Annotated in this window: 31 protein-coding genes and 1 tRNA gene; 9 read left to right on the forward strand and 23 right to left on the reverse strand. The window is 41.1% G+C overall.

Annotated elements, in window-relative coordinates; genetic code table 11:
- Window positions 1-132 precede the first annotated feature (132 nt).
- Entirely contained in the window at window positions 133-396 is a 264-nt protein-coding gene (locus ABEW73_RS12950) for a hypothetical protein (RefSeq protein ID WP_430170994.1), read from the reverse strand.
- A 135-nt stretch (window positions 397-531) separates the two neighbouring features.
- On the opposite strand from ABEW73_RS12950, the gene ABEW73_RS12955 reads away from it, so the two are divergent.
- Window positions 532-604, forward strand: a tRNA-Val gene (locus ABEW73_RS12955).
- Between the two features lie 216 nt (window positions 605-820).
- Here ABEW73_RS12955 and ABEW73_RS12960 read toward each other — a convergent pair.
- The 7 genes from ABEW73_RS12960 to ABEW73_RS12990 form a co-directional block, all read right to left on the reverse strand.
- Window positions 821-2,011 carry a hypothetical protein gene (locus tag ABEW73_RS12960; RefSeq protein WP_430170996.1) on the reverse strand — a complete coding sequence of 397 codons (1,191 nt, stop codon included), beginning with the start codon at window positions 2,009-2,011 and terminating at the stop codon, window positions 821-823.
- Between the two features lie 43 nt (window positions 2,012-2,054).
- A complete protein-coding gene (locus ABEW73_RS12965; RefSeq protein ID WP_430170998.1) occupies window positions 2,055-2,423 on the reverse strand; it encodes a helix-turn-helix domain-containing protein in 369 nt (122 codons plus the stop codon).
- Window positions 2,420-2,809, reverse strand: coding sequence for a hypothetical protein (locus ABEW73_RS12970; RefSeq protein WP_430171000.1), 390 nt, complete (start codon window positions 2,807-2,809; stop codon window positions 2,420-2,422). The genes ABEW73_RS12965 and ABEW73_RS12970 overlap by 4 nt, the downstream gene beginning before the upstream one ends.
- A 1,047-nt stretch (window positions 2,810-3,856) precedes the next feature.
- Entirely contained in the window at window positions 3,857-4,423 is a 567-nt protein-coding gene (locus ABEW73_RS12975) for a hypothetical protein (RefSeq protein WP_430171003.1), read from the reverse strand.
- 131 nt (window positions 4,424-4,554) lie between these two features.
- A complete protein-coding gene (locus tag ABEW73_RS12980) occupies window positions 4,555-4,893 on the reverse strand; it encodes a YolD-like family protein (protein WP_430171005.1) in 339 nt (112 codons plus the stop codon).
- A complete protein-coding gene (locus tag ABEW73_RS12985; RefSeq protein ID WP_430171007.1) occupies window positions 4,894-5,274 on the reverse strand; it encodes a hypothetical protein in 381 nt (126 codons plus the stop codon). It abuts the gene before it with no gap.
- Between the two features lie 125 nt (window positions 5,275-5,399).
- Window positions 5,400-6,470, reverse strand: a complete 1,071-nt coding sequence (locus ABEW73_RS12990; RefSeq protein WP_430171009.1) for a fibronectin type III domain-containing protein — start codon at window positions 6,468-6,470, stop codon at window positions 5,400-5,402.
- A gap of 1,046 nt (window positions 6,471-7,516) precedes the next feature.
- On the opposite strand from ABEW73_RS12990, the gene ABEW73_RS12995 reads away from it, so the two are divergent.
- The 3 genes from ABEW73_RS12995 (at window position 7,517) to ABEW73_RS13005 (ending at window position 9,211) form a co-directional block, all read left to right on the forward strand.
- A complete protein-coding gene (locus tag ABEW73_RS12995) occupies window positions 7,517-7,717 on the forward strand; it encodes a hypothetical protein (protein WP_430171011.1) in 201 nt (66 codons plus the stop codon).
- Between the two features lie 132 nt (window positions 7,718-7,849).
- Window positions 7,850-8,767 carry a P63C domain-containing protein gene (locus ABEW73_RS13000; RefSeq protein ID WP_430171262.1) on the forward strand — a complete coding sequence of 306 codons (918 nt, stop codon included), beginning with the start codon at window positions 7,850-7,852 and terminating at the stop codon, window positions 8,765-8,767.
- Between the two features lie 219 nt (window positions 8,768-8,986).
- Window positions 8,987-9,211, forward strand: a complete 225-nt coding sequence (locus ABEW73_RS13005) for a hypothetical protein (protein ID WP_430171013.1) — start codon at window positions 8,987-8,989, stop codon at window positions 9,209-9,211.
- 19 nt (window positions 9,212-9,230) lie between these two features.
- Here the strand turns inward: ABEW73_RS13005 and ABEW73_RS13010 are convergent, their stop codons facing one another.
- Window positions 9,231-9,947, reverse strand: coding sequence for a BRO family protein (locus ABEW73_RS13010; protein WP_430171015.1), 717 nt, complete (start codon window positions 9,945-9,947; stop codon window positions 9,231-9,233).
- Between the two features lie 143 nt (window positions 9,948-10,090).
- Window positions 10,091-10,252 carry a hypothetical protein gene (locus tag ABEW73_RS13015; protein ID WP_430206387.1) on the reverse strand — a complete coding sequence of 54 codons (162 nt, stop codon included), beginning with the start codon at window positions 10,250-10,252 and terminating at the stop codon, window positions 10,091-10,093.
- Window positions 10,253-10,373: 121 nt separating this feature from the next.
- On the opposite strand from ABEW73_RS13015, the gene ABEW73_RS13020 reads away from it, so the two are divergent.
- From ABEW73_RS13020 to ABEW73_RS13040, 5 genes are all read left to right on the forward strand, one after another.
- The gene (locus tag ABEW73_RS13020) at window positions 10,374-10,502 is read left to right on the forward strand and encodes a hypothetical protein (RefSeq protein WP_430171017.1); all 129 of its coding nucleotides are present in this window, start codon (window positions 10,374-10,376) and stop codon (window positions 10,500-10,502) included.
- 242 nt (window positions 10,503-10,744) lie between these two features.
- On the forward strand, window positions 10,745-10,948 hold the full coding sequence (locus tag ABEW73_RS13025) for a hypothetical protein (RefSeq protein WP_430171019.1): 204 nt from the start codon (window positions 10,745-10,747) through the stop codon (window positions 10,946-10,948).
- Window positions 10,949-11,090: 142 nt separating this feature from the next.
- Window positions 11,091-11,963, forward strand: a complete 873-nt coding sequence (locus ABEW73_RS13030; RefSeq protein WP_430171021.1) for a ComEC/Rec2 family competence protein — start codon at window positions 11,091-11,093, stop codon at window positions 11,961-11,963.
- Window positions 11,960-12,187 (forward strand): DUF3006 domain-containing protein, encoded by a 228-nt coding sequence (locus ABEW73_RS13035; protein ID WP_430171023.1) that lies wholly within the window; start codon window positions 11,960-11,962, stop codon window positions 12,185-12,187. The genes ABEW73_RS13030 and ABEW73_RS13035 overlap by 4 nt, the downstream gene beginning before the upstream one ends.
- A gap of 293 nt (window positions 12,188-12,480) precedes the next feature.
- Window positions 12,481-12,939: a hypothetical protein gene (locus ABEW73_RS13040; protein WP_430171025.1), complete on the forward strand. Its 459-nt coding sequence runs from the start codon at window positions 12,481-12,483 to the stop codon at window positions 12,937-12,939.
- Window positions 12,940-13,078: 139 nt separating this feature from the next.
- On the opposite strand, the gene ABEW73_RS13045 is transcribed toward ABEW73_RS13040, so the two are convergent.
- The 13 genes from ABEW73_RS13045 to ABEW73_RS13105 form a co-directional block, all read right to left on the reverse strand.
- Entirely contained in the window at window positions 13,079-13,699 is a 621-nt protein-coding gene (locus tag ABEW73_RS13045; protein ID WP_430171027.1) for a glycoside hydrolase family protein, read from the reverse strand.
- Window positions 13,696-13,965 (reverse strand): phage holin family protein, encoded by a 270-nt coding sequence (locus ABEW73_RS13050; protein WP_430171029.1) that lies wholly within the window; start codon window positions 13,963-13,965, stop codon window positions 13,696-13,698. The genes ABEW73_RS13045 and ABEW73_RS13050 overlap by 4 nt, the downstream gene beginning before the upstream one ends.
- A gap of 20 nt (window positions 13,966-13,985) precedes the next feature.
- A complete protein-coding gene (locus ABEW73_RS13055; protein ID WP_430171031.1) occupies window positions 13,986-14,237 on the reverse strand; it encodes a hemolysin XhlA family protein in 252 nt (83 codons plus the stop codon).
- 65 nt (window positions 14,238-14,302) lie between these two features.
- A complete protein-coding gene (locus ABEW73_RS13060) occupies window positions 14,303-15,274 on the reverse strand; it encodes a pyocin knob domain-containing protein (protein ID WP_430171033.1) in 972 nt (323 codons plus the stop codon).
- Window positions 15,274-15,561, reverse strand: coding sequence for a ketopantoate hydroxymethyltransferase (locus ABEW73_RS13065; RefSeq protein ID WP_430171035.1), 288 nt, complete (start codon window positions 15,559-15,561; stop codon window positions 15,274-15,276). Before ABEW73_RS13065 ends, ABEW73_RS13060 begins: the two co-directional genes overlap by 1 nt.
- On the reverse strand, window positions 15,558-16,145 hold the full coding sequence (locus ABEW73_RS13070; RefSeq protein ID WP_430171037.1) for a putative phage tail protein: 588 nt from the start codon (window positions 16,143-16,145) through the stop codon (window positions 15,558-15,560). The genes ABEW73_RS13065 and ABEW73_RS13070 overlap by 4 nt, the downstream gene beginning before the upstream one ends.
- Window positions 16,138-17,217 carry a baseplate J/gp47 family protein gene (locus ABEW73_RS13075; protein ID WP_430171039.1) on the reverse strand — a complete coding sequence of 360 codons (1,080 nt, stop codon included), beginning with the start codon at window positions 17,215-17,217 and terminating at the stop codon, window positions 16,138-16,140. Before ABEW73_RS13075 ends, ABEW73_RS13070 begins: the two co-directional genes overlap by 8 nt.
- Window positions 17,210-17,608, reverse strand: coding sequence for a DUF2634 domain-containing protein (locus ABEW73_RS13080; RefSeq protein ID WP_430171041.1), 399 nt, complete (start codon window positions 17,606-17,608; stop codon window positions 17,210-17,212). The genes ABEW73_RS13075 and ABEW73_RS13080 overlap by 8 nt, the downstream gene beginning before the upstream one ends.
- The gene (locus tag ABEW73_RS13085) at window positions 17,605-17,937 is read right to left on the reverse strand and encodes a DUF2577 domain-containing protein (protein WP_430171043.1); all 333 of its coding nucleotides are present in this window, start codon (window positions 17,935-17,937) and stop codon (window positions 17,605-17,607) included. Before ABEW73_RS13085 ends, ABEW73_RS13080 begins: the two co-directional genes overlap by 4 nt.
- On the reverse strand, window positions 17,937-18,905 hold the full coding sequence (locus ABEW73_RS13090; protein ID WP_430171045.1) for an XkdQ/YqbQ family protein: 969 nt from the start codon (window positions 18,903-18,905) through the stop codon (window positions 17,937-17,939). The genes ABEW73_RS13085 and ABEW73_RS13090 overlap by 1 nt, the downstream gene beginning before the upstream one ends.
- On the reverse strand, window positions 18,898-19,584 hold the full coding sequence (locus tag ABEW73_RS13095) for a LysM peptidoglycan-binding domain-containing protein (protein WP_430171047.1): 687 nt from the start codon (window positions 19,582-19,584) through the stop codon (window positions 18,898-18,900). Before ABEW73_RS13095 ends, ABEW73_RS13090 begins: the two co-directional genes overlap by 8 nt.
- Window positions 19,581-21,911 (reverse strand): phage tail tape measure protein, encoded by a 2,331-nt coding sequence (locus ABEW73_RS13100; RefSeq protein ID WP_430171049.1) that lies wholly within the window; start codon window positions 21,909-21,911, stop codon window positions 19,581-19,583. Before ABEW73_RS13100 ends, ABEW73_RS13095 begins: the two co-directional genes overlap by 4 nt.
- A gap of 74 nt (window positions 21,912-21,985) precedes the next feature.
- The gene (locus tag ABEW73_RS13105) at window positions 21,986-22,615 is read right to left on the reverse strand and encodes a hypothetical protein (protein WP_430171051.1); all 630 of its coding nucleotides are present in this window, start codon (window positions 22,613-22,615) and stop codon (window positions 21,986-21,988) included.
- Between the last annotated feature and the right edge of the window lie 164 nt (window positions 22,616-22,779).

A 22,779-nucleotide genomic window follows, 5' to 3' on the forward strand; every position in this document is an offset into this window, starting at 1 on the left:
TGAGGAATAGCATCGGCCGTTTTACAGCAAATCGCCAGCTTGCCTGCCGGCGGTTTGCTCTGCTCGCTATTCGGGCAAAAAAGTAAGGACATGGGTATGACCAATCTGTTATAGATCGTTACTGCATCCCCTTTATGGTTGGACATCGCGCAATGTATCCACCGAATCCATCGGGGATACCGGCTCAAGCTCCCTGCTTCGCTGCTTGGAATATACGTCCTGATCTATCGAACGTCCGTAAACATCTAGCATTACAGGCGATGCAGGCCCATGGAGCGGGTCCAGCTGCACCGACGTTCTCTCCGGGATACTACAACCGCTCCCTAGTACGGATACGCCCAGCAACGAGAGCACCAGACTGGCTCGTTTAAAATGATGGGATTTCCCACCTACCATGCCATTCACACTCCTCCATTGGCATAATCATGCTGTATTTAGTCTGAACCGGAATGTGATTTTTTATAACGAGAAAACCATTGACAGCCACATGGTCTGCTGGTAATATATGAATTACCTTTTTAAATATTTCATGATCTGTTAGCTCAGCTGGGAGAGCACTATCTTGACAGGGTAGGGGTCAGTGGTTCGAGCCCACTACAGATCATCAACGAGAACCCTTGCGTAGCAAGGGTTCTTCTCTTTTTCACTGCACTTCTTTTCTTGACGATTTTATCTATTGACGCAAAACTGACGCAAAAAAAGCCGATAACCTATGCTATTTAGCATAAATCATTGGCTTTATTTGCAATCAGCTTGTCTTTGGAGTTATGTCGAGTTTGTACCATTATAATATCAACTCGTGGCTAGTTCCTCTTTCACTTCATTGCCACCACTCTTTATTCCTTATCCCTAGTATGTCATTCAACCACCTTCTATGTTTATCTCCAAGAAGCGGATCATCATCAATTGTTAACGGATCTAGCCAATTGGCCTTTTCCAAAGCCCATTTTGCATATGAAATTAATTTCTCTTTATCTTCTGGAGTGTTGGTTAAATGTTCAGAGAAACTAATTAGGTCTTGAGCAAATTCAATTATTCTCTTAGCTTTAAAATGATCATTAGCCTTCTCATAAAGCTGTTCTAACTTCTCCGTCTCTGCTCTTTTTAAACTTTCAAAATTCATACGTTCAATTTCAGTTAACCTTCGTTTTTCAAGTTCGACTTCACGTTCCTCTCTCTTTATTCTTGAATTCTCAGCGGCTACAAAAATTGATAATAAGATTTCCCCAACCTTGCTTTCAATCTTTCTCTTAGGGGTATCACTCCACATTTTTTCAGATGAAAAAGTCGATTTCATCGTAATTCTTAATTCTCCTGAGTAAGGGTAATCGTACGTTGGTGCCCAATAATACTTCCCTTTAGATTCTGCTTTTAATTCTTGCTCTGTTTTTACATGTTCAATTCTTCGGGTCCGCTCCTTTATGGTTACGCTCACCTCATCTTTATCTATGCATACTTTGAATCCATCAGCCCCATTACTTTTGATTACTCCATTCCACTGTTCGGAAGCCTTCATTAATGTATCCAGGATAATAATAGCTCTAAGATACTGTTCTTTAGAGGTTTTCAGAAACATTGCATTTTTCCTTATAGATTCACTTAGAGCTTCTTTATCTCTTTTCTTCTTGTAAGTTAATGTATCCGCTATAACGGAATGAGCTTTCTGTAGTTTTTCCGGCACAACTAATTCTGAACAGAAAACTTCAAACTCCAAAGCTGTTTTATTTCTTAATTTCTCAGGAAACACACTAATATTCTTTTCTTGTGAATTATCTGGCGGTTCCATCACAACGGAATCTGGACCTTCATATTCTAGCAATGCTGGTCTTTCCACTTTCTTACCATATTTTATTTGCATCCAGTAACCGGAATGAGGTATAGGCACTTGCAGTTGGATGCAATACTTCCTTAATTTATATCCTGAGATGCCATATTTCTTAGCAACTGTGGTTACTGGCTCATTCCATACTTCCTCATACAAAGCCTCGCGGTTAAACTCAATAGCTCCCAAGTACATCCCTCCTTTTGCAATTGCAGCGATGATTTATTAATAATCAAACCTTGAACTGATCTTTATGTTCCCTCTTTCTATCTTCTATCCATCTAATTAAGTCCTTCTTATCAACACGTCTTGAGTTTCCTATTTTGAAGTTAGGTATCCCTCCATACTCAACATTTACCTTGAACAATTCGTAAATAGTTGCCCTTGATACCCCAAGATACTTTGAAATATGTTCAGCAGTTAAAATATCGGTTAACATATCTAGTCCATTAGGCAATGTATCTAATCCATCAGGTAAAATTGACGGGATAACATCGCACTTACTCATTAAAAAAGCACTTGTTCTTCGTTCGACCTCTTCATCAATATACAGCTCAATTTCTGATGTAATACGACTAAGCAATTGTTCTCTTGAATTCATTTTCTCCCTCGCTCTTTAGTCTCGTCCCACCAACTCAAGAATGATTCACGAGGAGCGTATAGCGGCTTCCCGATTTTAAATACATCGGGGATGCCGCCGCGCTCTGGGCTCTTGTTCATGAGATCGTAGACAGTTCTCAATTTGATATTTGTGAACTGATGAATGTTCCTTGCTGTCAGATAGTTAGGCAATTCTGCACGAGACAAGTTATTTTTGGGTTTCTGAACTATGTTGTCTTCTACGTGTTCTTTAAGATTACTTTTCTCATCTAAATTTCTAGCCTCTGTCCTTTCCTGCTCTCGCTTTTCAGCCGCAATTCGAACTCCTTTAGCAAGGAGTTTTAAAAATTCTATTTCATATGGTTCCAACTCTTCACTCTTTCTCACGTAACCTTTCACCTACCTCAGTTTGTTTCTATTATGTATATAAGAATACCATATTGTATAATTTTATAATGTTAAATTATGTAAGATTTTACTGGGTTATAAGGTATAGGGAGTAATTCAAAAGAGCACAACATATAATCAAGTTTTGAGATATAGCTATAAAACTAATACGGAACTTTGTTGAGAGTTTATTACAGCAGAAGCAACTATACTAATTCTAAGTATCTCGGGTTAGACATATCTGTTATGGGAATAACCGTTACCGTTCAAATTGATTTACAATGGGATATTAATGCACCAACCACATAGATTTAATAATCGGAAGGGAACACCTTATGAAGCGAAAATTCACAGTGACAAAAATAACCGGGATACAATTCATCACTTAGCCAGTCTGGGTACCATTAGAGGAAATAAAGCATGTGAGTCGATTAATACAATTAGACGTAAAAAAGAACCTACTGACACATAGCTAATACTTGGGTACCGTTCGGGGATCCCTGTCTTGATTTAATTATCTTAAGATACTTCTTCCCCTGTAGCTTCCTGCTCTTAAAGACATATATATATTTGTGACCTTATACAAGAAAAGAGACCCCAAGAGGTCTCTTTTTCATTGATATGGCAGGCTTTAGGGGCATTTTGTTACATCATGCCGCCCATCTTTTTGAGGGTTTCGTCTGTCTTCATAAGTCTTCATAGACCAATGAATAATGCGCATTCTTGAACATTTATTATTAAGAAGCTTCATCTTTATTTGTTCTTATTCGCAAAGAATGTTATTTTTTTGTTATTTTTTTTGATTGTTTAACTAGATTCATCCTAGCACACCTGATTTATGTCAGTCAAAAATAAAAGGATCCGTCGAAAAACGGCGGTTCCTTTTTCTTCAGTTACACTTCTGCAAAAATAATTTGATCTATTTTTGATCAATACGAGCACTTGCAGAAACGGTACAGAAGATCATTTCCACTCTCCGAAGGCATGGATACGAAGTGCGTGCACATAATTTTTGGCAATAATAAAGTCTCCATTAGCTGGGTCAGGTCAATCCATTCGTGTACCCATTCTATAGTCCATCAAAAAAATGCTATTTACCTCACCATCAACAACCATGGCGGACATTGAGTATATCTGTTCTAAATCCTCTGCTTCTTTTGATCCTGGAGATTCTATAAACCTGTCATTTTTGGAGTCGTATATGTAATCGATATTGTGATCACCTAGAGCATATTTAGAGCCATAAACCTCTTTTATCTGCTCTTTTGTCATCCCTACACTGGCCCCCCGTGCAGTCTGATAAATCTCCTTTGAATCTTCAGTTAACATAATACCGGCCACCGAATCCTCGCGGTACATGACCTTTACCCCAAAATCATAATTAGAAATTCGGGAGTTCATACTGTCTTCTTTAGCATTTCCCAGTAACTTTTCTACATCAGTTCGACTCATTCCATAACTTAATTTGAATTTTGAATCATCCTCTTTGATAATAGCCAAGTCGTCTTTCGAAAAATTATCTGGTTCGAACTTCTTCGCTTGACTACAACCAGATAAGACGAGCAAGATCATTAACCCCAGAATGAATAGATGTTTAAATTTCAAAATCATCACGTCCTTTCACCTAAATCCTAATGCCACCCCTGTTATGGTTATATATCGTCACTGAGTTGAATATACTGAAGATTAATACAATAGATAAACAATGGGAGCCTGGCAGGCAAAGCACCAGCAGGCTCTTATTTTTAGTACGCAGAAACAATTTCATCGATCTTAATCCATTGCCATTCACCTTCACCCATGGACAGTTTTATCTCTCGTCTGAATGTGTGGATCAGTACGACAATACCTGTTAACTCCACATCTTCATACTCATCAAACATTCTTACAGTCATTGTACGGTGCTCATGAAAAGACTCGGCTAACGCTTGTTCAATCAATTCCATTTCCTGCGGATCGAGCGTTGGACGGTCTTTCCTCCCCTCTTCTAGCTGCCGGCGGATTATTGTCTCCTTATGTTCTGGCAACATCATCCGACTTGATTCCCATAACCCGTTACCCTCCAGTTTTTTACGCGTTGTCAATTAACCCCCACTCCCCTTGTCAGCAATATCTAAGCCCAAATATGTGTAAGACCTCTGTTTAATCTCGGATTCAACCAGCCCCCAAAGCATGGACAAATTGTGGTGATATCCTCTACACAAAAATTCAATCTCTACGCCAAGACGGGTCTTCCGATCTTCATACACCTTCAATTCGCGCTCACGCATGTTTTTGCGCACCTGAGCCAAATCCGCTAAAGCTGCCTTTTGCAATCGATCGATGAGGGCGTTGGTTATCGCGGGCATCTTTAAGGCTGCAGCAGACAAGATACCCCGATCATTCTCAACGACATCGAGCAAGAGAGGTAACAAGATATAATCCTTCACTAGTTTTGATTCATCTGGCTTCAATCCAACACCCAATCGCTCTCACCTCGAATAACAGGAACGTTTGTTTGTATTATATACGAACGTTCGTTCTTTCATCAATGTAAATTTACGCCAAATAAAAAACAGCTCCTGCGAAAGCAGAAGCTGTTTCAATCCAATTAATTATATGCGTTAATTTCAAAAAACAAGATATTATTGAAGATGACATAATCGATACGGTTCTTGAATGGTCCGATATTGTTTTTGTGTTTATTGATTGCATATTTGGATGGACCGTTGCCAGCATCCTTTTTATCATACCAGTCAATGAAGGAATTTACCTCTGACATAGATAGATCATATTCCTTTTCCAATCCATTTACCATGGTTACAACTAAGAGAGCTCTTTCACCTGAAGGTTCCTCAGGTGTGGTGGGTTCCTCGGTTCCTGGATTTTCTGTACCTGGTTCTTCAGATTTTTTGGGAGTTGCAACAGCTTCATTCGATATGATGGTCTCAACACCATTAACAATAGATTTTACCTGAAAATAGTACGTTGTTCCGTTTATTAAATTTGGAATCACATAATTAGAGTAAACATCTTTGGTCACTGTTAAATTACTTGTGTACTTTCCTGATTCTGTTCCATACTCAATCTTGTATTCGTCTGCATTCGTTACGGAGTTCCAGTCTAATCTAACGGACGAATCCTTACCTTCAGCAACAAGAGTGATTTTTTCATTTATACCAACAGTTATCTCATTTACTGCTACCCAAGAGTTAGCTGCAGTAATTTCAAGTTTTATTCCATCATAATTTCCATGGTCAACCGGTATAGGATTTAAGATATTTGGACTTTCGAATGAAGCACTCGCAACTGTTGGAGGGCTTATAGGTATCCATTGTCCATTCACTAATCCATAGACAGTATATGTTTGACCAGATGCAGGTCTGACATTAGTAGCAACTTGAATAAAATTTAATTCTACAGCCTGGGGAAAAGTGAGCTCTAAATGTCCTTTAGTACTTCCAGAGTTCCAATATGTCCCTAGAGCTTTATCAATAGCTTTATCCGCAGAGTACGCTTGCCCATAATTTGCATTCGCAGATGCCTTTGTACCATCAGGTGGGGAAAATCCAAGCATGCCGTCAATTGTTTTGCCTACTGTGGCTGCTTCTGTCATCGCAGGAAATAATACAGTACTTAGAAGAAAGATAGAAAGAATAAAACCCGTTACCTTTTTTAACATTGATAAACCCCTCTCAAATCACTTTATACAGTTCAAAATATATGAAGTTATCACTTATGTCTAAACATATGTTTGCAAATATATCAAAAATATCAATATAATCTCATTTTTATTTTTATCTGGATATTAAAATACAAAGTTTTACATTTTCAGCTGCCAGATTTTTAATTCTGTTCTACCCTCAATTTGAATTGATTAGTAGGCGAAATTTTTTTTGCACATAATTTACCACCTCATTTAACTGTACAAAGATAATATAATCGAAACAGAGGTGTTTTTATGTTTATTGATCCGATGTTGCTACAGCTTCATTCAATCATTCAAACTATATATTTGAGCCTAAAATAGACGGGAACCGACTCCTGTTTTCCCAGACAAATGGCCGGATCCGACTTTATACCCGTCACGAAACGGATGTACTCAGCAATACCCCGAGTTGCTTACGCCGTTTGACGACGATATCCTCATGGACGCGAAGTGGCATGTACCGGCCCCCCGGACGGTGTAGACTTTGAGGAAGTCATGACTCGTTTCATGGCTAAGAAGGATCACCGTCGTAAACTTGAAGGGATGTTGGCAAGCGAAAGAATAGTCTATATGTAAGCCGCCGATCGCCAGCCTGGTAGAAGGTCATAAATTGGTCGTATACTGACGTATTCATCACATGGTATCGCAAGGAGGAATTCGGATGGCTTGCCGCTGTCCCTGATGAGTCTGGTCGGCTCCGTCCCGCCGGAATTGTGGAGTATGCAACACAGGCATCCAAGAAAGAGTTTTATCCGTAGAGTCGAGCCCTTGTAACAGGCGAGGATAAAAAAATTGTCTATTTGAATCCGATAATCCGAGGGCGGGTTAAATTTAGAAACTGGTACAAATCGGGGATGTTGCGGACGCCAGTCTTGACGGAACTAATAAAATGAGTTGAAATAAAAAAAGGACCCTGCATGCAATTAAGCTGCAGGGTCCTTTTACCTATGCTATCGGATTACTATATCGCGAAGTTAGACCGAAACAATTAATAGATAAATCTAAAGGAGGAGAAATACATGCTAAAAGAACTGAAGACTGCAATAGAAAAACAACAGCAAGTAAGTGTCCGTACTAAAGATGGGAAAATAACAGTTGGACTACCTAGACATTCTGTTGAACCAGAGAGAGTGAAAATATATACAGAAAACGAGGTCATTTCTATACCGTTAAATGAAATAAATCATGTAATGAGAATTATTGGTCTTCCTTTAAAATAGCGAAGGGTGAAGAATTATAAATTCAGTAAATAAAAATTCTCTGCTTAGATAGAGTCGAATATAGTAGAATATACCTATCAGGATATTATTAGCAACTACCTCAACCGATGAGGAAACAATTAGGTGAGTTTTATGACAGCGGTTATAACAGAACCAATAATTAAAGCCCGATTCGGTTCTCCGGATCATCCATTAAAGATTGGTGATGCAGAAATACCTTGTTACGTTTTGGAAGATGGGCGGAGGGTATTAAGCCAAACGGGTCTTGTTAAATCTTTAGGCATGAAACGCGGAGGTAAAGGTAGAGCTGGCGGCGATCGACTGCTATCTTTTGTAACAGGCAAAGGGCTAGAGCCCTTTATTTCAAAGGAATTACTCGCTGCGAGCACTAATCCAATAAAGTTCAGAACTACAAGAGGGAGTTTGTCTTATGGTTATGAAGCTCAATTATTAACTGATATTTGTGACGCAGTTCTAGCAGCTAGAAAAGCTGGAGCTTTGCAAAAACAACAACTTCACATAGCAGAGACTTGTGAAATTCTGATTCGTGGCTTTGCTAAAGTTGGTATAATTGCTCTAGTCGATGAAGCAACTGGTTATGAACGAGTTAGGGACAAGGATGAGTTGCAAAAATTCTTAGCACTATATTTGTCTGAAGAGCGTTTGAAATGGGCAAAAATGTTTCCCGATGAATATTACAAACAATTATTTAGATTAAGAGGATGGGAATATAGTCCACTAAGTGTAAAACGCCCAAAATTTGTTGGGTGGCTAACAAACGAACTAGTTTACAAAAAGTTACCAGCCAATGTATTGGAAGAACTACGTACTCTTAACCCCGTAAAAAATAAATCCACTTGGAGAAGAGAAGGCGCACACTTCCAACACTTGTCAAGTGAAATTGGTCAGGCGGATCTAAGAGACCATTTATTACAACTTATAGCAATCATGAGAGCATCAAGAAATTGGGATGAGTTTAAGAGAAACTTTTCAGCAGCTTTTCCAGAACAAGAAGGACAATTGGAAATGGATTTAGAAATAGAGGAGTGAAATGAATAGAAAGATACTGTAGGCTGTACATGATGTCATTTCGTGTGCGGCCTGTTTTTGCTTCGATAGTTCAAATACACGCAAAGTTTATGTGTCGAGGTTATAGATCAGAAATGGAACTGCGCTGGGAGTTTATTACGGCTGAAGCCTCTGTATTGATGCGTAAATATCTAGGGTTAGATATAAGCAAATACAAGGATAATTCACAGGGGCCGTCTCATGAGATATAAATCAATGGGCGATATGAAGGGGATACAATTCACCACAAACAATGCATTTGGTGAATTCTGTTTTTATGTTACGGAAGAACGATTAAACGATTTTCTAAATCATGCGATACGGATAAATCCACAGCAATTCAAAATGTATTATACACCTGAACAAGCTCGTTTGTTGTTTGAGTGGCTTAAGAAACGTGAACAGGAAGACCCCACCAGCACATAGCCAGTAGGGTCTCATCATATCAATTAGCTTCTTCAACAGCTTTACGTTGACGCTTACGAGGCAGAGCACGGCTACTGCTGGTTCTACCGAACACTTCTTTCACTTCATGATATCCCATACCCAGCTCAAGCAAGGTGCGTACTTGTTCTTCTTTCTTCTGAACAAGCTTCAGTTCTTCAACCGTTAAATAATCACGAAGTTCATCCTCTTTGCCAAGTCCACGCTGCATTCTGAGCTCCTTAGCGCTGAAACCGAGTGTTACTTTGTAAACCAAATCCGTGAAGTGTTTATATACGAATTTTTTATTAGGGCTGTCTTCAACGTTGTCTCGGATGGAGTCAGTAAGGGTGTGACGAATGCCAATACCCGCCTTTCTAAGGACTTCTTGGCTAATTCGTCCTGTTCGGATGGCATCAATAACATCGTAAACCCAATCATAGAAGTCATTAGCAATTGGCTGTCGACTGAATCTAATCACTTCATAGATTCCCTTTGTCTTGTAAAGGTCTGTAAGATAGTCTTTACCGTCAGTTGCCCTCAACTTGAGGGGTACTGAAAATTGGTCAAGTCTAGACTTATTACGATCATGAATGTTGTCGATTGCCTTCTGTGGATCTGCATATTGCAACGCTTCTCCAATCTGTTTTCGAGTCATATAGACTTCGCCGATCTTGTCTTCATAAAAATCGCACTTAATACCCAAGAAATCCCCTTGCTTCACCAACCTCAACTTCATTCAACATCCCCCAATCTATTGTAAATATTTAGGTAATGTCTAAGATGTGTATGGTAATATATCATAGGCCAATGAGTTACACAAGCACTTTATAGAACAATATGCGAACAAAAAATAACCCCACCAGCTTAGGGCCAGCGAGGTCATTCTTCTTCCGCTTTTATCTTTTTCAACATTCGATTCACTTCTACACTAACGGTCCGGTCATTAGACTCAGCTAGTTCTCGCAACCACTCTAATAGTTCCGGCTCAAAATATATAGCCTCTCTAATCTTTTTATCAGCTTTCGTTGGTCTTCCAGCCATGCATATCACCAACCCTTCTATGTCATTTTACAGCATTTAAAATATTTCTTCAACATGCAAAAAAACTGTTTACAAGGCATTTAAAATGCTGTAAAATGGAATCAAGGAGGTGAACAAGAGAATGAAAGATTGGGTAACACTCCTCACGGCAATCATCCAGCTACTTACCGCAACGCTTTTACTTAGAAAAACACGTGAGGAAAACAAAAAAGGAACCAAAAAACGTCGCCCGCACGGCAAACGAAAATAGGTTCCTCGGAGGGAGTTAGGGCTCCCTCCTCCCAATCTTAACATAATCGAGTTTAAATATACAATCAGGCCAGGAGGAATGAACGTGGAAACAATAACGTTAATTATCAGCATTGCCGCTCTAGTCTTGTCTGTGGTCGCACTGTTCAGGGTGTTGAAGAGGTGAGAACAAAAGCGATATAACACTTGCTTACAGTGTGCATTTGGGATACGTTGTAAATATAATGGTCCGGGGTGATTATAATGAAATTCGGAATGCGGAAACCAAGCTTAAAGAAGCGTGTAGCAGCTCGCACAAGCATAAAGAGACAAATAGTCCATCGGGCTGGGATAAAGATGCCTCGGGGCTATGGATGGCTCAGAAACCCCAAAAAATATGCTTATAATAAAGTGTATAACAAAACTACATTTGATATTTTCAAACTGATAAAGAAGTTGTTTAAATAAATACCTCACTACTGGAGCAAAGAGTTGAAAGTACATGTGAGTCGATTAATCGAGTTAATGCAAAATGACCCTGCCAGCACTTAGCCGGTAGGTTCTTTGTATTTATTTTTATGTGCTAAAATGTATACATAAGGAGGGTATCATGAAAAAACTATACATAACATTAGCACTTATTTTATTCGTACTAGTTGGCTGCTCCCCAAGTATAGCGACAACAACGGCAGCAAATCAATCATTACCGAAGAATCAGGTATCAGGCAATTTGCGAGTCTATTACCTCGATGTCGGCCAAGGTGACTCAACATTAATCAGAACGCCTAAAGGACAGCATATATTGATTGACGGCGGAGACAACCACAAGGGCGACGATGTGGTTGATTATCTCAAGCAGCTCGGCGTAAAAAGCCTTGATGCAATCATTGCCACTCACCCGGACGCCGACCACATCGGGGGCCTGGACACGGTAATCGATGCAATACCAACCAAGAGCGTTTACGCACCCAGAGTGAGCCACACAACAAATACATACAAAGATTTCTTGCTTGCAGTAAAAAACCGCGGATTAAAGATAAAGGCTACGAAAACGGGGTTAGAAATTCCTCTGGATGGTGTGAACGCTAAGTTTATCGCCCCTGTTGGCGAATACGGCAAGGATCTGAACGCGTGGAGCGCAGTTCTAAAGGTTACATATAAAGATACTTCATTCCTATTCACAGGGGATGCCGAAGCCCGCAGCGAAGCCGACATGTTGAAGAGCCCCGAAATATTGAAAGTCGATGTACTGAAGGTAGGACATCACGGATCTGACACATCAACATCACAGGAATTCCTTAATGCTGTCAAGCCAACTTATGCGGTGATCAGTGCGGGTAAAGATAATAAATATGGTCATCCAAAGTCAGCCATTATTAATCGATTGAAAAAATCTAAGGTAACTGTATACAGGACTGATACTCAGGGTACGATCACCGCTGTAAGCGATGGTTCAAAAATCAAATTTGAAACAATGAGGTGATTAGTTTGATAAAAGGAATAATTGACCGATTTGAGAGCGATATAGCAGTTATTGAGGTAGAGGATGGTCATACACTGGATTATCCAAAGCATCTCCTACCGAAAGATGCAGAGGTTGGGGATGTGATTAAAATCGAAGGCAACCAATTTACAATCGATAAAGAGGAGACAAAAAAACGAAGAATAGAAATCGAAGGGCTAATGAATGAGCTTTTCGAAGATTAATACTATTGCAGCAGGGAAACACAATGGACCCCAACCCGCACTTAGCGGATTGGGGTTATTTTTATAAAATTATATTTCCTTCGACATATAAATCCACAAACCAACAAATTGCGATATCCATCATTATGCAAATTATCCTAATATAATCCAGAATTACTATATACTCGGATGTTCGGTGTGTGCTAAGGTTAAATCAAGGTTGGCCAACCGATAACTGATATTCTTTTACATCTTGATATTTCACACACGCTAATATCCATATCATATTCTTTTATAATTGGGAGGCTTGAAATATGAAAAGATTAAAGAAATTATCAGCATCAATCGCATTAACTGCTTGTTTAATGGCCCTGGGAGCAAGTTCGGCGTTTGCACAGTACGGTTTTGGAGATTCAATGCGAACAGCCGAAGTCTTAACTGGAACTGGTTATCAATCTTGGGTACCACTAGAAAGTTTAACTGACGAAGATTGGTATGTTTTTGATAATACAAGTGGATCATTTGATCAAAATTATTATGTATTGTTGTCTCCCCCGTTTGGTTTAGATTTACAACTCCAATACGTAAGAACTGATTATTCTGACAACATAATTTCAATCCAATATATAAACCAAAACGGATCTGGATTACAAGAATATCATAGCGGGTCTGCTAGGGCTGGTGAAAAGGTTTATTATAGAGTAATGCCTGTTGGACCAAACGATTTTGACCCAAATTCCAAGTATACATTTGAATTTAGAAAGACAATTTAATCTTATTTAGCAAAAAGACCCTACCGGCTAAGTGCTGGTAGGGTCTTTGCTCTTATATCCAACGTGACATATATAGAGGGAGAGTGAATGTGTTTTGGGGATACATCACTCAATATGAGTATAGCCGATTAACGGTGATTTATACCTTCGTGTCGAGCGTGGCTGTCTTGGTCTTATTATCCCAGCCTGTTGTTGCCCCCAAGGCCTCGCCTACTGCCCGGAGAGGTACATATGTTACTCCGTTCTCCAGCTTGCCATCTTTGATCTTTTTCCCGTTCACAATGACACTTACCTTTTCCACTGCGCTTTCCTTCTTAGCATTCTCCTTGTTAAATAAAGCTAACTCGGCTTCCCGGCGGCGTACTAGGCCTGCTAACACCTTCCCACCGGCCTTATTATAGGCTGTGATGTTTTGGGCGATCTGTTCTATTGTCCGGCCGGTGCATAGCTTTTTAAGGTTTCCGGGGCCGCAATTGTAGCAAAATGACACTAGCGCATCAAATTGGTTTTGGTTCAGTTTGTCCGTTATCGGCACATATGCTCGGTCATTGACATATGCCTCGTACTTGGCGAGATCCTTAACTAACATAGCATCAGCCTGTGCTTGTGTTATGATCATTCCCTGCTTTACATCAGCCCCGTGATGCCCCCAGCCAATCGTCCAATATTTTTCTGTTGGCACTGGCTTATACGCCGCTAATCGACAGCCCTCAAAAGACTTGATAAGACTAATACCAGCATCCGATAATTTACGGCTCATTGAGTATCACCTATTTTCTTGGCTTGTTTCACAGCCTGATGCCCGTACACAGCAAACGCCCCGGTGAGTATTCCCTGGATCAGCGATTCAACGGACCACCCGAGCAGTCCGATCGTCAGCCACACTGCAACGATAAGAACAATGTATACGATGCTCCAATCCGGTACCTTCGGGGTTTTCTTAAGCACGCCGCCAATAACCCAACATGCAGCCACAACAATAAGTAACCGCGGATCGATCAATTCAAAAATCATGTTCCATTCCATATACAATCACCCTTCCAATTTTATTTAAGGCCACCAGAAATAATAAAAGCAGCTATCGCCAAAACAAAAGCCCCGGCGATTGTACGCCAGAGCCATTTTTGGGTATCTTCAATTTTGTCCAATCTTGCATGTGCTGATTTTGCCTCGTGTAACGCTTCAACTGCTGTCTCATTAGCATTGATCGCTCTATCTAATTTTTCATCCATGTTGTCCACCTTCGTTTCTACTCTGGTGATTCTTTGCAGCATTTCGGACTGTACACCACTGTCCATACCCTTCCCCCATCTCTCTTAGCATAAAAATAGCCCCTCCACTAACGAGAGGCATAAAGATTGTTCTACTCCCCAAAAACAATATAAGAACGTGCTTGAGCAAATTGATCCGTCAGTTCAAAACTAACAAAATTGCTTCCAAAATTTAAATTAGTCAACTTAACATCTATACTGTTGCTGTCTGACGCAGATATACCGCCATTTAAAACTATGGTTGAACCTTGCAAAATCGCACCTGCATAGCCGGAGGCACTAAGACCCGTCTTTGAAGCATAAACACCGATAAACAATGCCTTCGGTGTGAATGGTAAGTTTGATATAGTTCCGTAGTATGAGTTCCCTAAACCGCCATTAGCAAACTTCATTCCCGTAGAAATCTGCGATATCTTACTCGCTAAAACCGCAAACTCGTCGCTACCTGATGCTGGTACTCCCTTGCCGCTAATGGCGGTAGCGATCGCCTGTTTCCCGTTAGCGACAGATGTAAAAAGGTCCTGTGTCCACGGCCCCCAACTTATCACGCCTCCCCCAGCATCCGATCCGGTTCTCATTTGATACGTATTAGTGAATAGGTTCATGGCTTCTTGTTTCACCCATACACCAGATGCCATTGCAATAACATTAATGTAGTACCATTGTCCGGCACCAGATACAGGAGCGTTTGCGATGTTCTCACCTACATAAAACCCTGCAGCGACTAAATTATTGGCGTTCCCATTACTGACATTGATCGAAATACCACTCTCATCAGTCAATTTTCGTTTTTGCCACGGTTTATTATCGGTATAACTCTTTGCATTAGTCTCCGCTGCGTTCGCCTTATCATAAGCCTGTTTTACTGCGGAAGGAGTAGCCGCATCTACATCTGAGGTGCTATTAATCGCATTATTAAGTTTTACAACCCCCGCCTCAGTCAAAGAGGCAGGGGGAATGTGAATGTTATCCACGTCATTTCTCAAATCGTTTATTTCTTGTCCGATGTCATTCATATCTGCTGGTTTGACAGTATCGCCCATTTGCCAGTTCGTTTTAGCCATTATGAAGTAACCTCCTTGACTTCGATTGTTTGGAGCATTAATGTATCCGATGGAACCGGCACATGAACTGGATCCGATGAAATAATGTTGTTTGATTGGTCCTTTAAATCAATCTGGGTAATAAGTGAGATGTCTGCTGCCGGGACAACATAGTTAAGCGCTACGGTCGAATCAGTAACGGCCTTGACCTGGAAGCTAGTTATTTCATATGAGTTGTTCAGGACTACTTTTGCAATCCGTGAATCTACATACTCCGCAACATCATGTAAAAACTGAGTTTCGATCATTTAATTTTCACCTCCGGGCCCAAAGTAGAGAATGGTTTTTCTCCGAGTTTCCAAGAACCATCAAGTTTATAGTTCCATGTGATATCTTGTTTGGATATATGCTCTATAAGGCCGATAACATCATTCAGCGATGTGTTTTGTTGATAGACTAAGTTAGCCGGTTTGACGGTCTGAACCGTGTGTTGTACCTCTTTAAACACGTTGGCATTTTCAATGTTTGTGGTGACATACAAGATGAAGTTTTCTACATCCACTGATACAATCGTCATTCCCTGTCCTACCAGCCGGTCAAGTTGTTCCTGAAGCCATCGAATAGTAAACGGCGGCTTGGTCTGGTACCGGTTTAAGATACGTTGTTTGCGGAACTCAAGGGATTCTCTTGTGGGATCTGCTTGAATGCCAAGCATCTTTTCCCGGCGTTTAATTGCCTGTAAGCTTGATGTCATGACAAACTGATCATCAAACAATTGTTCTATGGCAGTATCCATGTTATCCAACTCAATATCTTCAGTGTTTGCTAACTCCACAAAGTCAACGATTTCACCGTAATACACTGGTAAATACGGTAGGATGCGTTTAGACATTTACGACCACCGTCCCTAATGCCGGAATTTCCTCGTCTCCTAGCGTGATATTAGCCGGTGATCCGTTTAAGGTTGTGTTATTGATGTCGATCACTCCCGGAACGGTTAATATCGCCGCCTCGATTTGTGCTACCCTTACAATGATCTGATCTTGTGTCGCCCATGTTTTGCGTAAACTTAACAGATAGGTGTTAATGACATCCTCAATTGGTCCCTGAACTTGTCCGGATGTTACACCAACTTCTAGGGTGACTGTGGTCATCACATTGATAGATAGATCTGTTACCCCTGTAATCGTTACTTTGTGGCCTATAGGAGCTGTGCCATAGCCCTTACCGCTGTTTTCTGTTGGGTCTACTTGAGTCTGCACAAGATTAACCAAAGCAGTAGAAGGAGGATTCCAATCTGCTCCGATGATGATACATTTTACCGTTCCACCACCTTGCCAAACCGGTATCACCTTTGTGGCGCCCACGCCATCTATGGAGTTTATTTTTCGTTTGTAATCCGAAATGTTCCCCCCAAATGCTGGTTCGTTCACTACTTGGTAATAACGTTCTCTTAGGGCATCGTCTGTTTCTTCGTCCTCACCGGGAACAACAATACCCTCCAACACCGCCCGCGATAGTCCGTTTATAAAATCTATTGGAAGCATTATCCCAAACTGCTGGTTCCCGATAGTTCCGGGAGTTTCGCACTCCATTTTAAATACTCCGGTACTGATTTTAGAGGTGGCCACATAGTCAAGGTCCTCTATCGAAAATCGACTCCCGATCGGGATATCCATTAACTGATTGGAATTATCGTAAAACTTGCCTTCCCGAATTGCTTTAGTTGCAGGTTCCCGATTGACACCAAATTCAGCGGTACGCCGAGATAATTCATCCCCTGTCGCTGTATCAGCAAAATATAGATCGTTGCCAATTCTCAGTTCCATGTACATCTGAGTTAGTTCAGCTGCAGCCGGTGCAAGAGCGTCATAGATGACTGAACCAGGCCTGCGATCAACATCAGAAGAGACTCTGTCTAGCATTCGATTAAGGATTTCATCATACGTTTGATTCTCATACAATAGTGTTCACCTCCGACTCGAAAGAACCATAGTTTGTAACCACCGTAAAACGGGCTGTAAGCTCGTCACCGTTGATGTCCATGGTTAAACCCTCAATGCTTTGGATACGGTCATCTTGTATCAGTGCTTCTTGGATACGGCGGCGCAACTCTGTCTGAACATATAAAGGACTTTTACCAAGCATGTTCTGCATTTCCATGCCGTAATCGAACGAATAAACAAGGTACTGAAACCGCTCTGTCTTCACGATCTTAAACACAGCCTGTTTAACGGCCTCAAGTTCATCGACCATCCCTATAACACGGCCCTTTTCGAAATCAAGCTTCCAGGTGCGTGATGTTTCTTGTTCTTCCGTTATATCCTGACTGATTTGCCCACCTGTCGGGATCATGCACCCACCACCTTATCCAAGATCACAAACTGTTGACCGCCCTGGACACGTAGCAGTAGGACTATATCATTCAGTTCAAGACCTTTCCGGATTACAATTTTGTCTAATGCATCCTCTGTGTTGCCACCTGTATAAGCATGCTTGTGTTTCAGGTCAACTTCATATCGTTGCAACGATTCCGGGACAATCAAAAAATCCGCGTCGATAGTAAACCGTTGATCAACGTTTACTTCTAGCGGACTAAGATTGGTGACTGTTCCCGTCATGACCGATACCGGATTGGATGCGTCTATCGCAGCTAAGGCAGCCAATTTAATTTGATCCAACATTATACCACCCTCAAATTCAAACTCATTGTGTGCGCACCACCAGAGAACTTATGTGTACATTCATCAATCAAGAAAGGTTGATTTATTCCCAGTTCATCGATAAGCACCCTGAGATAGATTCCAGCACGTACCCGGATGTCTCCGAGCGCATCAATTTTTAGGGATCGACCTTCCCTGTTTTTAATCTGGGCAAGCCGCATAAGAAGTTTACTTATTTGGGCCTTGTTCATATCTTCATCTACCGACTGATAAAGCTGCAACATACCCCATTTCGATATGTTCACGCTGTCTTTGGCGATGTGAATTTCTCTCTTGCCCGACTTCTTGTTGTCCTTGTACAGCTTAATAACGTTGTACGTATCGCTGTCAATATCCCGGGAATAGGAGAAGTCATACATCAAGCTCTGATCGCCTATCCAAAAATCAGTTAACGTTTCATTTACATATTGGAGCGTCAATTCCCCGAAATTATCATATAAAACATAGTCACGGCCCGTATTACTAAAGGTCAATGTAATGGCCTTGTCGATGATATCAAGTAATGGCTGGCTGTCCTCCATCAGCTTCGGTATCTTATAGTTCGTTTCGGCCAATGTGCCGACTTTCAATTTGAAGTCTTTAGCTATACGACGGATAATTTCAGGTACGGTGATATTTTTTAATACATAAGTATCTACGTTGAGCAAATACCTGATTTGATCATAAGCTTTGATCTTTACCGCCTCGTCTTTGCCAGTGTCAATGGTAAAAACATAGCCTAAGAAAACAGGGATGTTATCATACTTTACGCTGATAACATCCCCTGGATTTATTGTAAATTTCTTATCTTGGTAGATGCCACCTTTGATAAAGGTCAAGTCCAGACTGCCGGGCTTTCCGATTCGCTCAGTCTTCCAACTTATATCAGATACGATCTTTGAGAGGTCCCACAGAGTACCTTCCCTGTTATCCAATAATACTTCAAGCATTGGCTTTCCCACCTTGTGGAATCTTCAATGTTTTCCCGACTTGTAGCTTTTTCAAGTCTGAATCCTTCATGTTGTTCAATTTTTGAATCTCAGGCCATCGGTCGCCATCACCAAGAGTTTTCTTTGCGATTTTCCAAAGGCTGTCTCCCAACACAATCTTGTATGTCTTAGGGGGTTGTTTGTCGTTTGGTCGTTTCTCTTTTGATTTAGTTGCCTTTGCAGATCCCCCGGCTTTCTGCTGCACCTTTACTTTTTGTGCCGAGTAAAAGACATACTTCTTAAGCGTGATAGAATACTCAATATCTCCCGGTGAACCAGCAACCTCTGACCATTCAAATGACTCAATGCTTGCTGGTGTGTTGATTTCAAAGGTTGGGCTAGTATAGACAAACCGGATCGGTCGTTTTGAGTCCATCCATTTTAGGATGTGTTCAACATACGCCTTTGGATCCAGAAGGATAGAGGCAACAGTAAAGGGATATTTCTGGCCGGGGAAAATCCCCTCAAAGCTGTATTCAGATAACGATCGATTTTGTATAACATTGATTTCACCAGCAGATACAATGTCGTAGGTGTTCCCTTTGTTGCCATCAGAAACACTTATCGACTCGGGATTTATAGGGATCTGAAATCCTTCCTTCTGGTTATTGAATGATAACCATATTTCGTATTTACTCATGCCCTATAAACCCCCTTAGCTGAAGATGCGATCTGTGTTTCGAGATTGTCAGTGATACGAGATACAATGGTATCCACGTCATAACCGTTGTTGATGTCGCCGGTTTGGACTGAAACTGTAGGTGTTAGAGTTACAAAGTTTTGAACGCTCTTCATCTCAGCGAGTTCACGCATTTGCTTCAAATCCTCCGAGGAGATATCCACTTTACTATCAATTTTGCCTACCTTATCAACCTTTTTAAGCTTCCCTTTTTTCAAAAAGTCGTCAAGGTCTTTCGTTACGCCTGTTCCTTCTCCAATGTCACCAACTCCTGATCCGATACCAGAGCCCTCTAAATTAGACAGCCCAGCTGCGCCAAGTGATTTTTCGGCATCATCAGCGGCGCGGTCTGCTGCTCGATCCTTGAGGAATGATTGCACTTTTTCCTCTCGCTCAGCTGCTTTAGCGACTGCGTCTGCCTGCATACCTGCTAGTTTCGCGTCTCTTGCTTGTTTGGCTGCCTCGGCTTCGATAGCGGCTGATCCAGCGAAATTAACATGTTCGAGCGTATCAAAAGTTAATCCAGGGACAATGTTTTTCAACTTGTTGATTAACCAGTTAATACGATCAATAACTCCGTTTGCTAAAGAATCAACGATTTTAAGCGACTCTACCTTTGCCCACTCAAATGCACTAGCTATTCCGTTACCCACCCACATAAAAAAAATAGGGATTTGATCGAAGAAGTTTAGAATGCTGTTCCACGCTCTCATAAATCCGGCTGCGAATGCGTCGTTTGTCTGCCACAAGCGAATCAACGCAACCACAACACCAATGATCAACATAGCCACCAATATATATGGGTTAGCCGCCAATGCCGCGTTATATATTGCCTGTGCCACCGCTGCTAATTTTGTGTATAGAGCCACAGCTCCAAGGGCTGATACAACACCCCAAATAATCGGGGCAATCCAAGGCCAATTTTCTGTAAAGAAGTTGACAACATTCCCAGCAGCAACAATAATACGTTCGAACACAGGAAGCATCCCTTCCAAAGCCGCATACATCCCGTTGAGTACATTATCAAAAGCTTGTGACACTTCGCCGCTGCCATTGCCGAGGTTTTCATAGAAGTTAATCCATGCACTTTCAACCTTCGATTGGAACAGGAGCAATTTTCCTTGAGTATTATCAAGCATTATACCGGCAATTTCATCAGCTCTACCTGCGCTGTTTTCAAGTTCTGCGGTAAATTCTCTTAGCGTATCTGAACCAGCTGCCATAAGCGTCAAGAAACCAGATGCAGCTTCTTCGCCGACAAGCATTTTTACCGCTGCTAGTTTTTGAGCTTCACCTAATCCATCAGTACCTTTTTTAACCTCGTCAATAATATCAGCCAGGTTTTTAAGGGTACCGTCTGTTTTGACGACCTCTATTCCCAACGATTCCATTAATTTTTTTCCTTTGCCCACTGGAGCAGACATCCTGGATATAGAGGCGCGAAGCGATGTACCTGCCATGGATGCCTGAATACCGGAGTTGCCTAGGATACCTGCGGCGGCAGCTGTCTCTTCGAGCGATAGTCCTGCTGCTCGAGCGTTAGGTGCTACGTATTTCATCGTCTCACCTATCATAGCCAGGTCTGTGTTTGATGATGTGAATGCTTGTGTTAGTACGTCTGCCACTCTTGCTGTTTCAGAAGCTTGTAATCCGAATCCTGACAAGATATTTGAAACGATGTCCGCGGTTTGCCCTAGTTCGGTCTGCCCAGCTGCAGCGGCCGATAACAAACCAGGCATAGCAGCAATAATGTCATTGGTTTTATAACCAGCCATCGCCAAAAAGCCCATACCGTCTGCGGCTTGAGCTGCTGAGAATGATGTCGCTTCCCCAAGAGCCTTAGCTGTATCACTTAATCGTTTAAACTCCTCTTCTGTCGCTCCTGACAAAGCTTTAACACGGGACATTGAGTATTCGTATTCCTTAAATATATCGAATCCGTTCGAAAGTAAGCCGAAGACAGATCTAATGCCGACATAAGCCGCCGCAAATCCCATCATTGTTCTTAGAAGGGAACCAGCATCTCTCTTACCTTCTCTCAAGGAGTCATTAAAACGATCCTGTCTTCTTCTTGACTGATCAATTTCATCTGTCATCTGGTTTAGTGCTGCTTCCAATTGCTGCACATTTGACCTTGCGGCCTGTATCGATCTTGGATCAAAGGATCTATCCATAGACCGTTCAATATCACCCATTGCTGATACTGTTTGGTTAAGCGAGGATACCACCAGTTTCAGAACAGGCGTCATTTGATCCATGATTCTCATGTTCGAAGTTATGGTTGCCAATTGCTCACCACCTAAAAAAGTGAAACAAAAAAACGCCCCTCAATAAAATCGAGGAAGCGTTCTTTGAATCCAGTTTATAATGTTATTGCGCCTTCATTAGAAACTCCAAAAATATCCCTTTGGAAACTTTGGACAAATCTTTGGATTCCTGATAAATCGAAATCATTCTGAAGTGTTATCCCCTTCAGTTGTCCGTCCTTATCCAAATAGTTAATGATCAAATAAAAACTTCTTCCGGGTTTCTTTTTTTTGCTTTTCATCCCCGATAAACCACCTATAATAGTTCCTAATCCGGGAACGAGAAGTGTTCCAATAACAGCTCTTCCAACAACACTTCGATCTAAGTCAATGAATTCTTGTTCGTTCTTTAGCTCAAGTGCATTGATCCTGTCAATTGGAATGTCGAACTTTGTATTACCCAGCGCATTTATTTGGATTTTTTCCTTGTATCTCACTACGGTACACACTGCGTTTTTCGCTACAGGCAAACCTTCAATATGTTCTGTTTTTACATAGTCCAGACCATCTTCACCCATCGCCTTTGCTTTGAGTTTTTTATTAGAGCGAGTGTTGAGAATAACAAACCCAATAATCAAAATTGCTACATCAACGATGATCGCAAGCGCGAATTTTTCATTAACAATAAACCCCATTGTAGAAAAGATTAATCCGATTATCATCGCCAAAACTATAAAAAATCCCACTCTGAATCCCCCTATATACCCAGGAATTATTTCCCATAGTATAACACAAGGTTACTTAGGATGGACGTTTCTTGTTTAACTTGGACGCTTCTTTTTTCTCTGCCGTGACTCGGACATCAATCATAGCAATTATGGTCGCTTTTCTTCTCTCATCCAATTCAACA

The sequence above is a fragment of the Paenibacillus lautus genome, assembly GCF_050482385.1.
Taxonomy (GTDB): Bacteria; Bacillota; Bacilli; order Paenibacillales; family Paenibacillaceae; genus Paenibacillus_AQ; species Paenibacillus_AQ lautus_B.

Excerpts from the sequence above, each read along its gene's own strand:
- ABEW73_RS12950 (WP_430170994.1), bottom strand. The coding sequence starts at position 396 with ATGGTAGGTGGGAAATCCCATCATTTTAAACGAGCCAGTCTGGTGCTC.
- ABEW73_RS12965 (WP_430170998.1), bottom strand. The coding sequence starts at position 2,423 with ATGAATTCAAGAGAACAATTGCTTAGTCGTATTACATCAGAAATTGAG.
- ABEW73_RS12990 (WP_430171009.1), bottom strand. The coding sequence starts at position 6,470 with ATGTTAAAAAAGGTAACGGGTTTTATTCTTTCTATCTTTCTTCTAAGT.
- ABEW73_RS12995 (WP_430171011.1), top strand. The coding sequence starts at position 7,517 with ATGCTAAAAGAACTGAAGACTGCAATAGAAAAACAACAGCAAGTAAGT.
- ABEW73_RS13000 (WP_430171262.1), top strand. The coding sequence starts at position 7,850 with ATGACAGCGGTTATAACAGAACCAATAATTAAAGCCCGATTCGGTTCT.
- ABEW73_RS13005 (WP_430171013.1), top strand. The coding sequence starts at position 8,987 with ATGAGATATAAATCAATGGGCGATATGAAGGGGATACAATTCACCACA.
- ABEW73_RS13010 (WP_430171015.1), bottom strand. The coding sequence starts at position 9,947 with ATGAAGTTGAGGTTGGTGAAGCAAGGGGATTTCTTGGGTATTAAGTGC.
- ABEW73_RS13015 (WP_430206387.1), bottom strand. The coding sequence starts at position 10,252 with ATGGCTGGAAGACCAACGAAAGCTGATAAAAAGATTAGAGAGGCTATA.
- ABEW73_RS13020 (WP_430171017.1), top strand. The coding sequence starts at position 10,374 with ATGAAAGATTGGGTAACACTCCTCACGGCAATCATCCAGCTACTTACC.
- ABEW73_RS13025 (WP_430171019.1), top strand. The coding sequence starts at position 10,745 with ATGAAATTCGGAATGCGGAAACCAAGCTTAAAGAAGCGTGTAGCAGCT.
- ABEW73_RS13030 (WP_430171021.1), top strand. The coding sequence starts at position 11,091 with ATGAAAAAACTATACATAACATTAGCACTTATTTTATTCGTACTAGTT.
- ABEW73_RS13040 (WP_430171025.1), top strand. The coding sequence starts at position 12,481 with ATGAAAAGATTAAAGAAATTATCAGCATCAATCGCATTAACTGCTTGT.
- ABEW73_RS13045 (WP_430171027.1), bottom strand. The coding sequence starts at position 13,699 with ATGAGCCGTAAATTATCGGATGCTGGTATTAGTCTTATCAAGTCTTTT.
- ABEW73_RS13050 (WP_430171029.1), bottom strand. The coding sequence starts at position 13,965 with ATGGAATGGAACATGATTTTTGAATTGATCGATCCGCGGTTACTTATT.
- ABEW73_RS13055 (WP_430171031.1), bottom strand. The coding sequence starts at position 14,237 with ATGGACAGTGGTGTACAGTCCGAAATGCTGCAAAGAATCACCAGAGTA.
- ABEW73_RS13060 (WP_430171033.1), bottom strand. The coding sequence starts at position 15,274 with ATGGCTAAAACGAACTGGCAAATGGGCGATACTGTCAAACCAGCAGAT.
- ABEW73_RS13065 (WP_430171035.1), bottom strand. The coding sequence starts at position 15,561 with ATGATCGAAACTCAGTTTTTACATGATGTTGCGGAGTATGTAGATTCA.
- ABEW73_RS13070 (WP_430171037.1), bottom strand. The coding sequence starts at position 16,145 with ATGTCTAAACGCATCCTACCGTATTTACCAGTGTATTACGGTGAAATC.
- ABEW73_RS13080 (WP_430171041.1), bottom strand. The coding sequence starts at position 17,608 with ATGATCCCGACAGGTGGGCAAATCAGTCAGGATATAACGGAAGAACAA.
- ABEW73_RS13085 (WP_430171043.1), bottom strand. The coding sequence starts at position 17,937 with ATGTTGGATCAAATTAAATTGGCTGCCTTAGCTGCGATAGACGCATCC.
- ABEW73_RS13090 (WP_430171045.1), bottom strand. The coding sequence starts at position 18,905 with ATGCTTGAAGTATTATTGGATAACAGGGAAGGTACTCTGTGGGACCTC.
- ABEW73_RS13095 (WP_430171047.1), bottom strand. The coding sequence starts at position 19,584 with ATGAGTAAATACGAAATATGGTTATCATTCAATAACCAGAAGGAAGGA.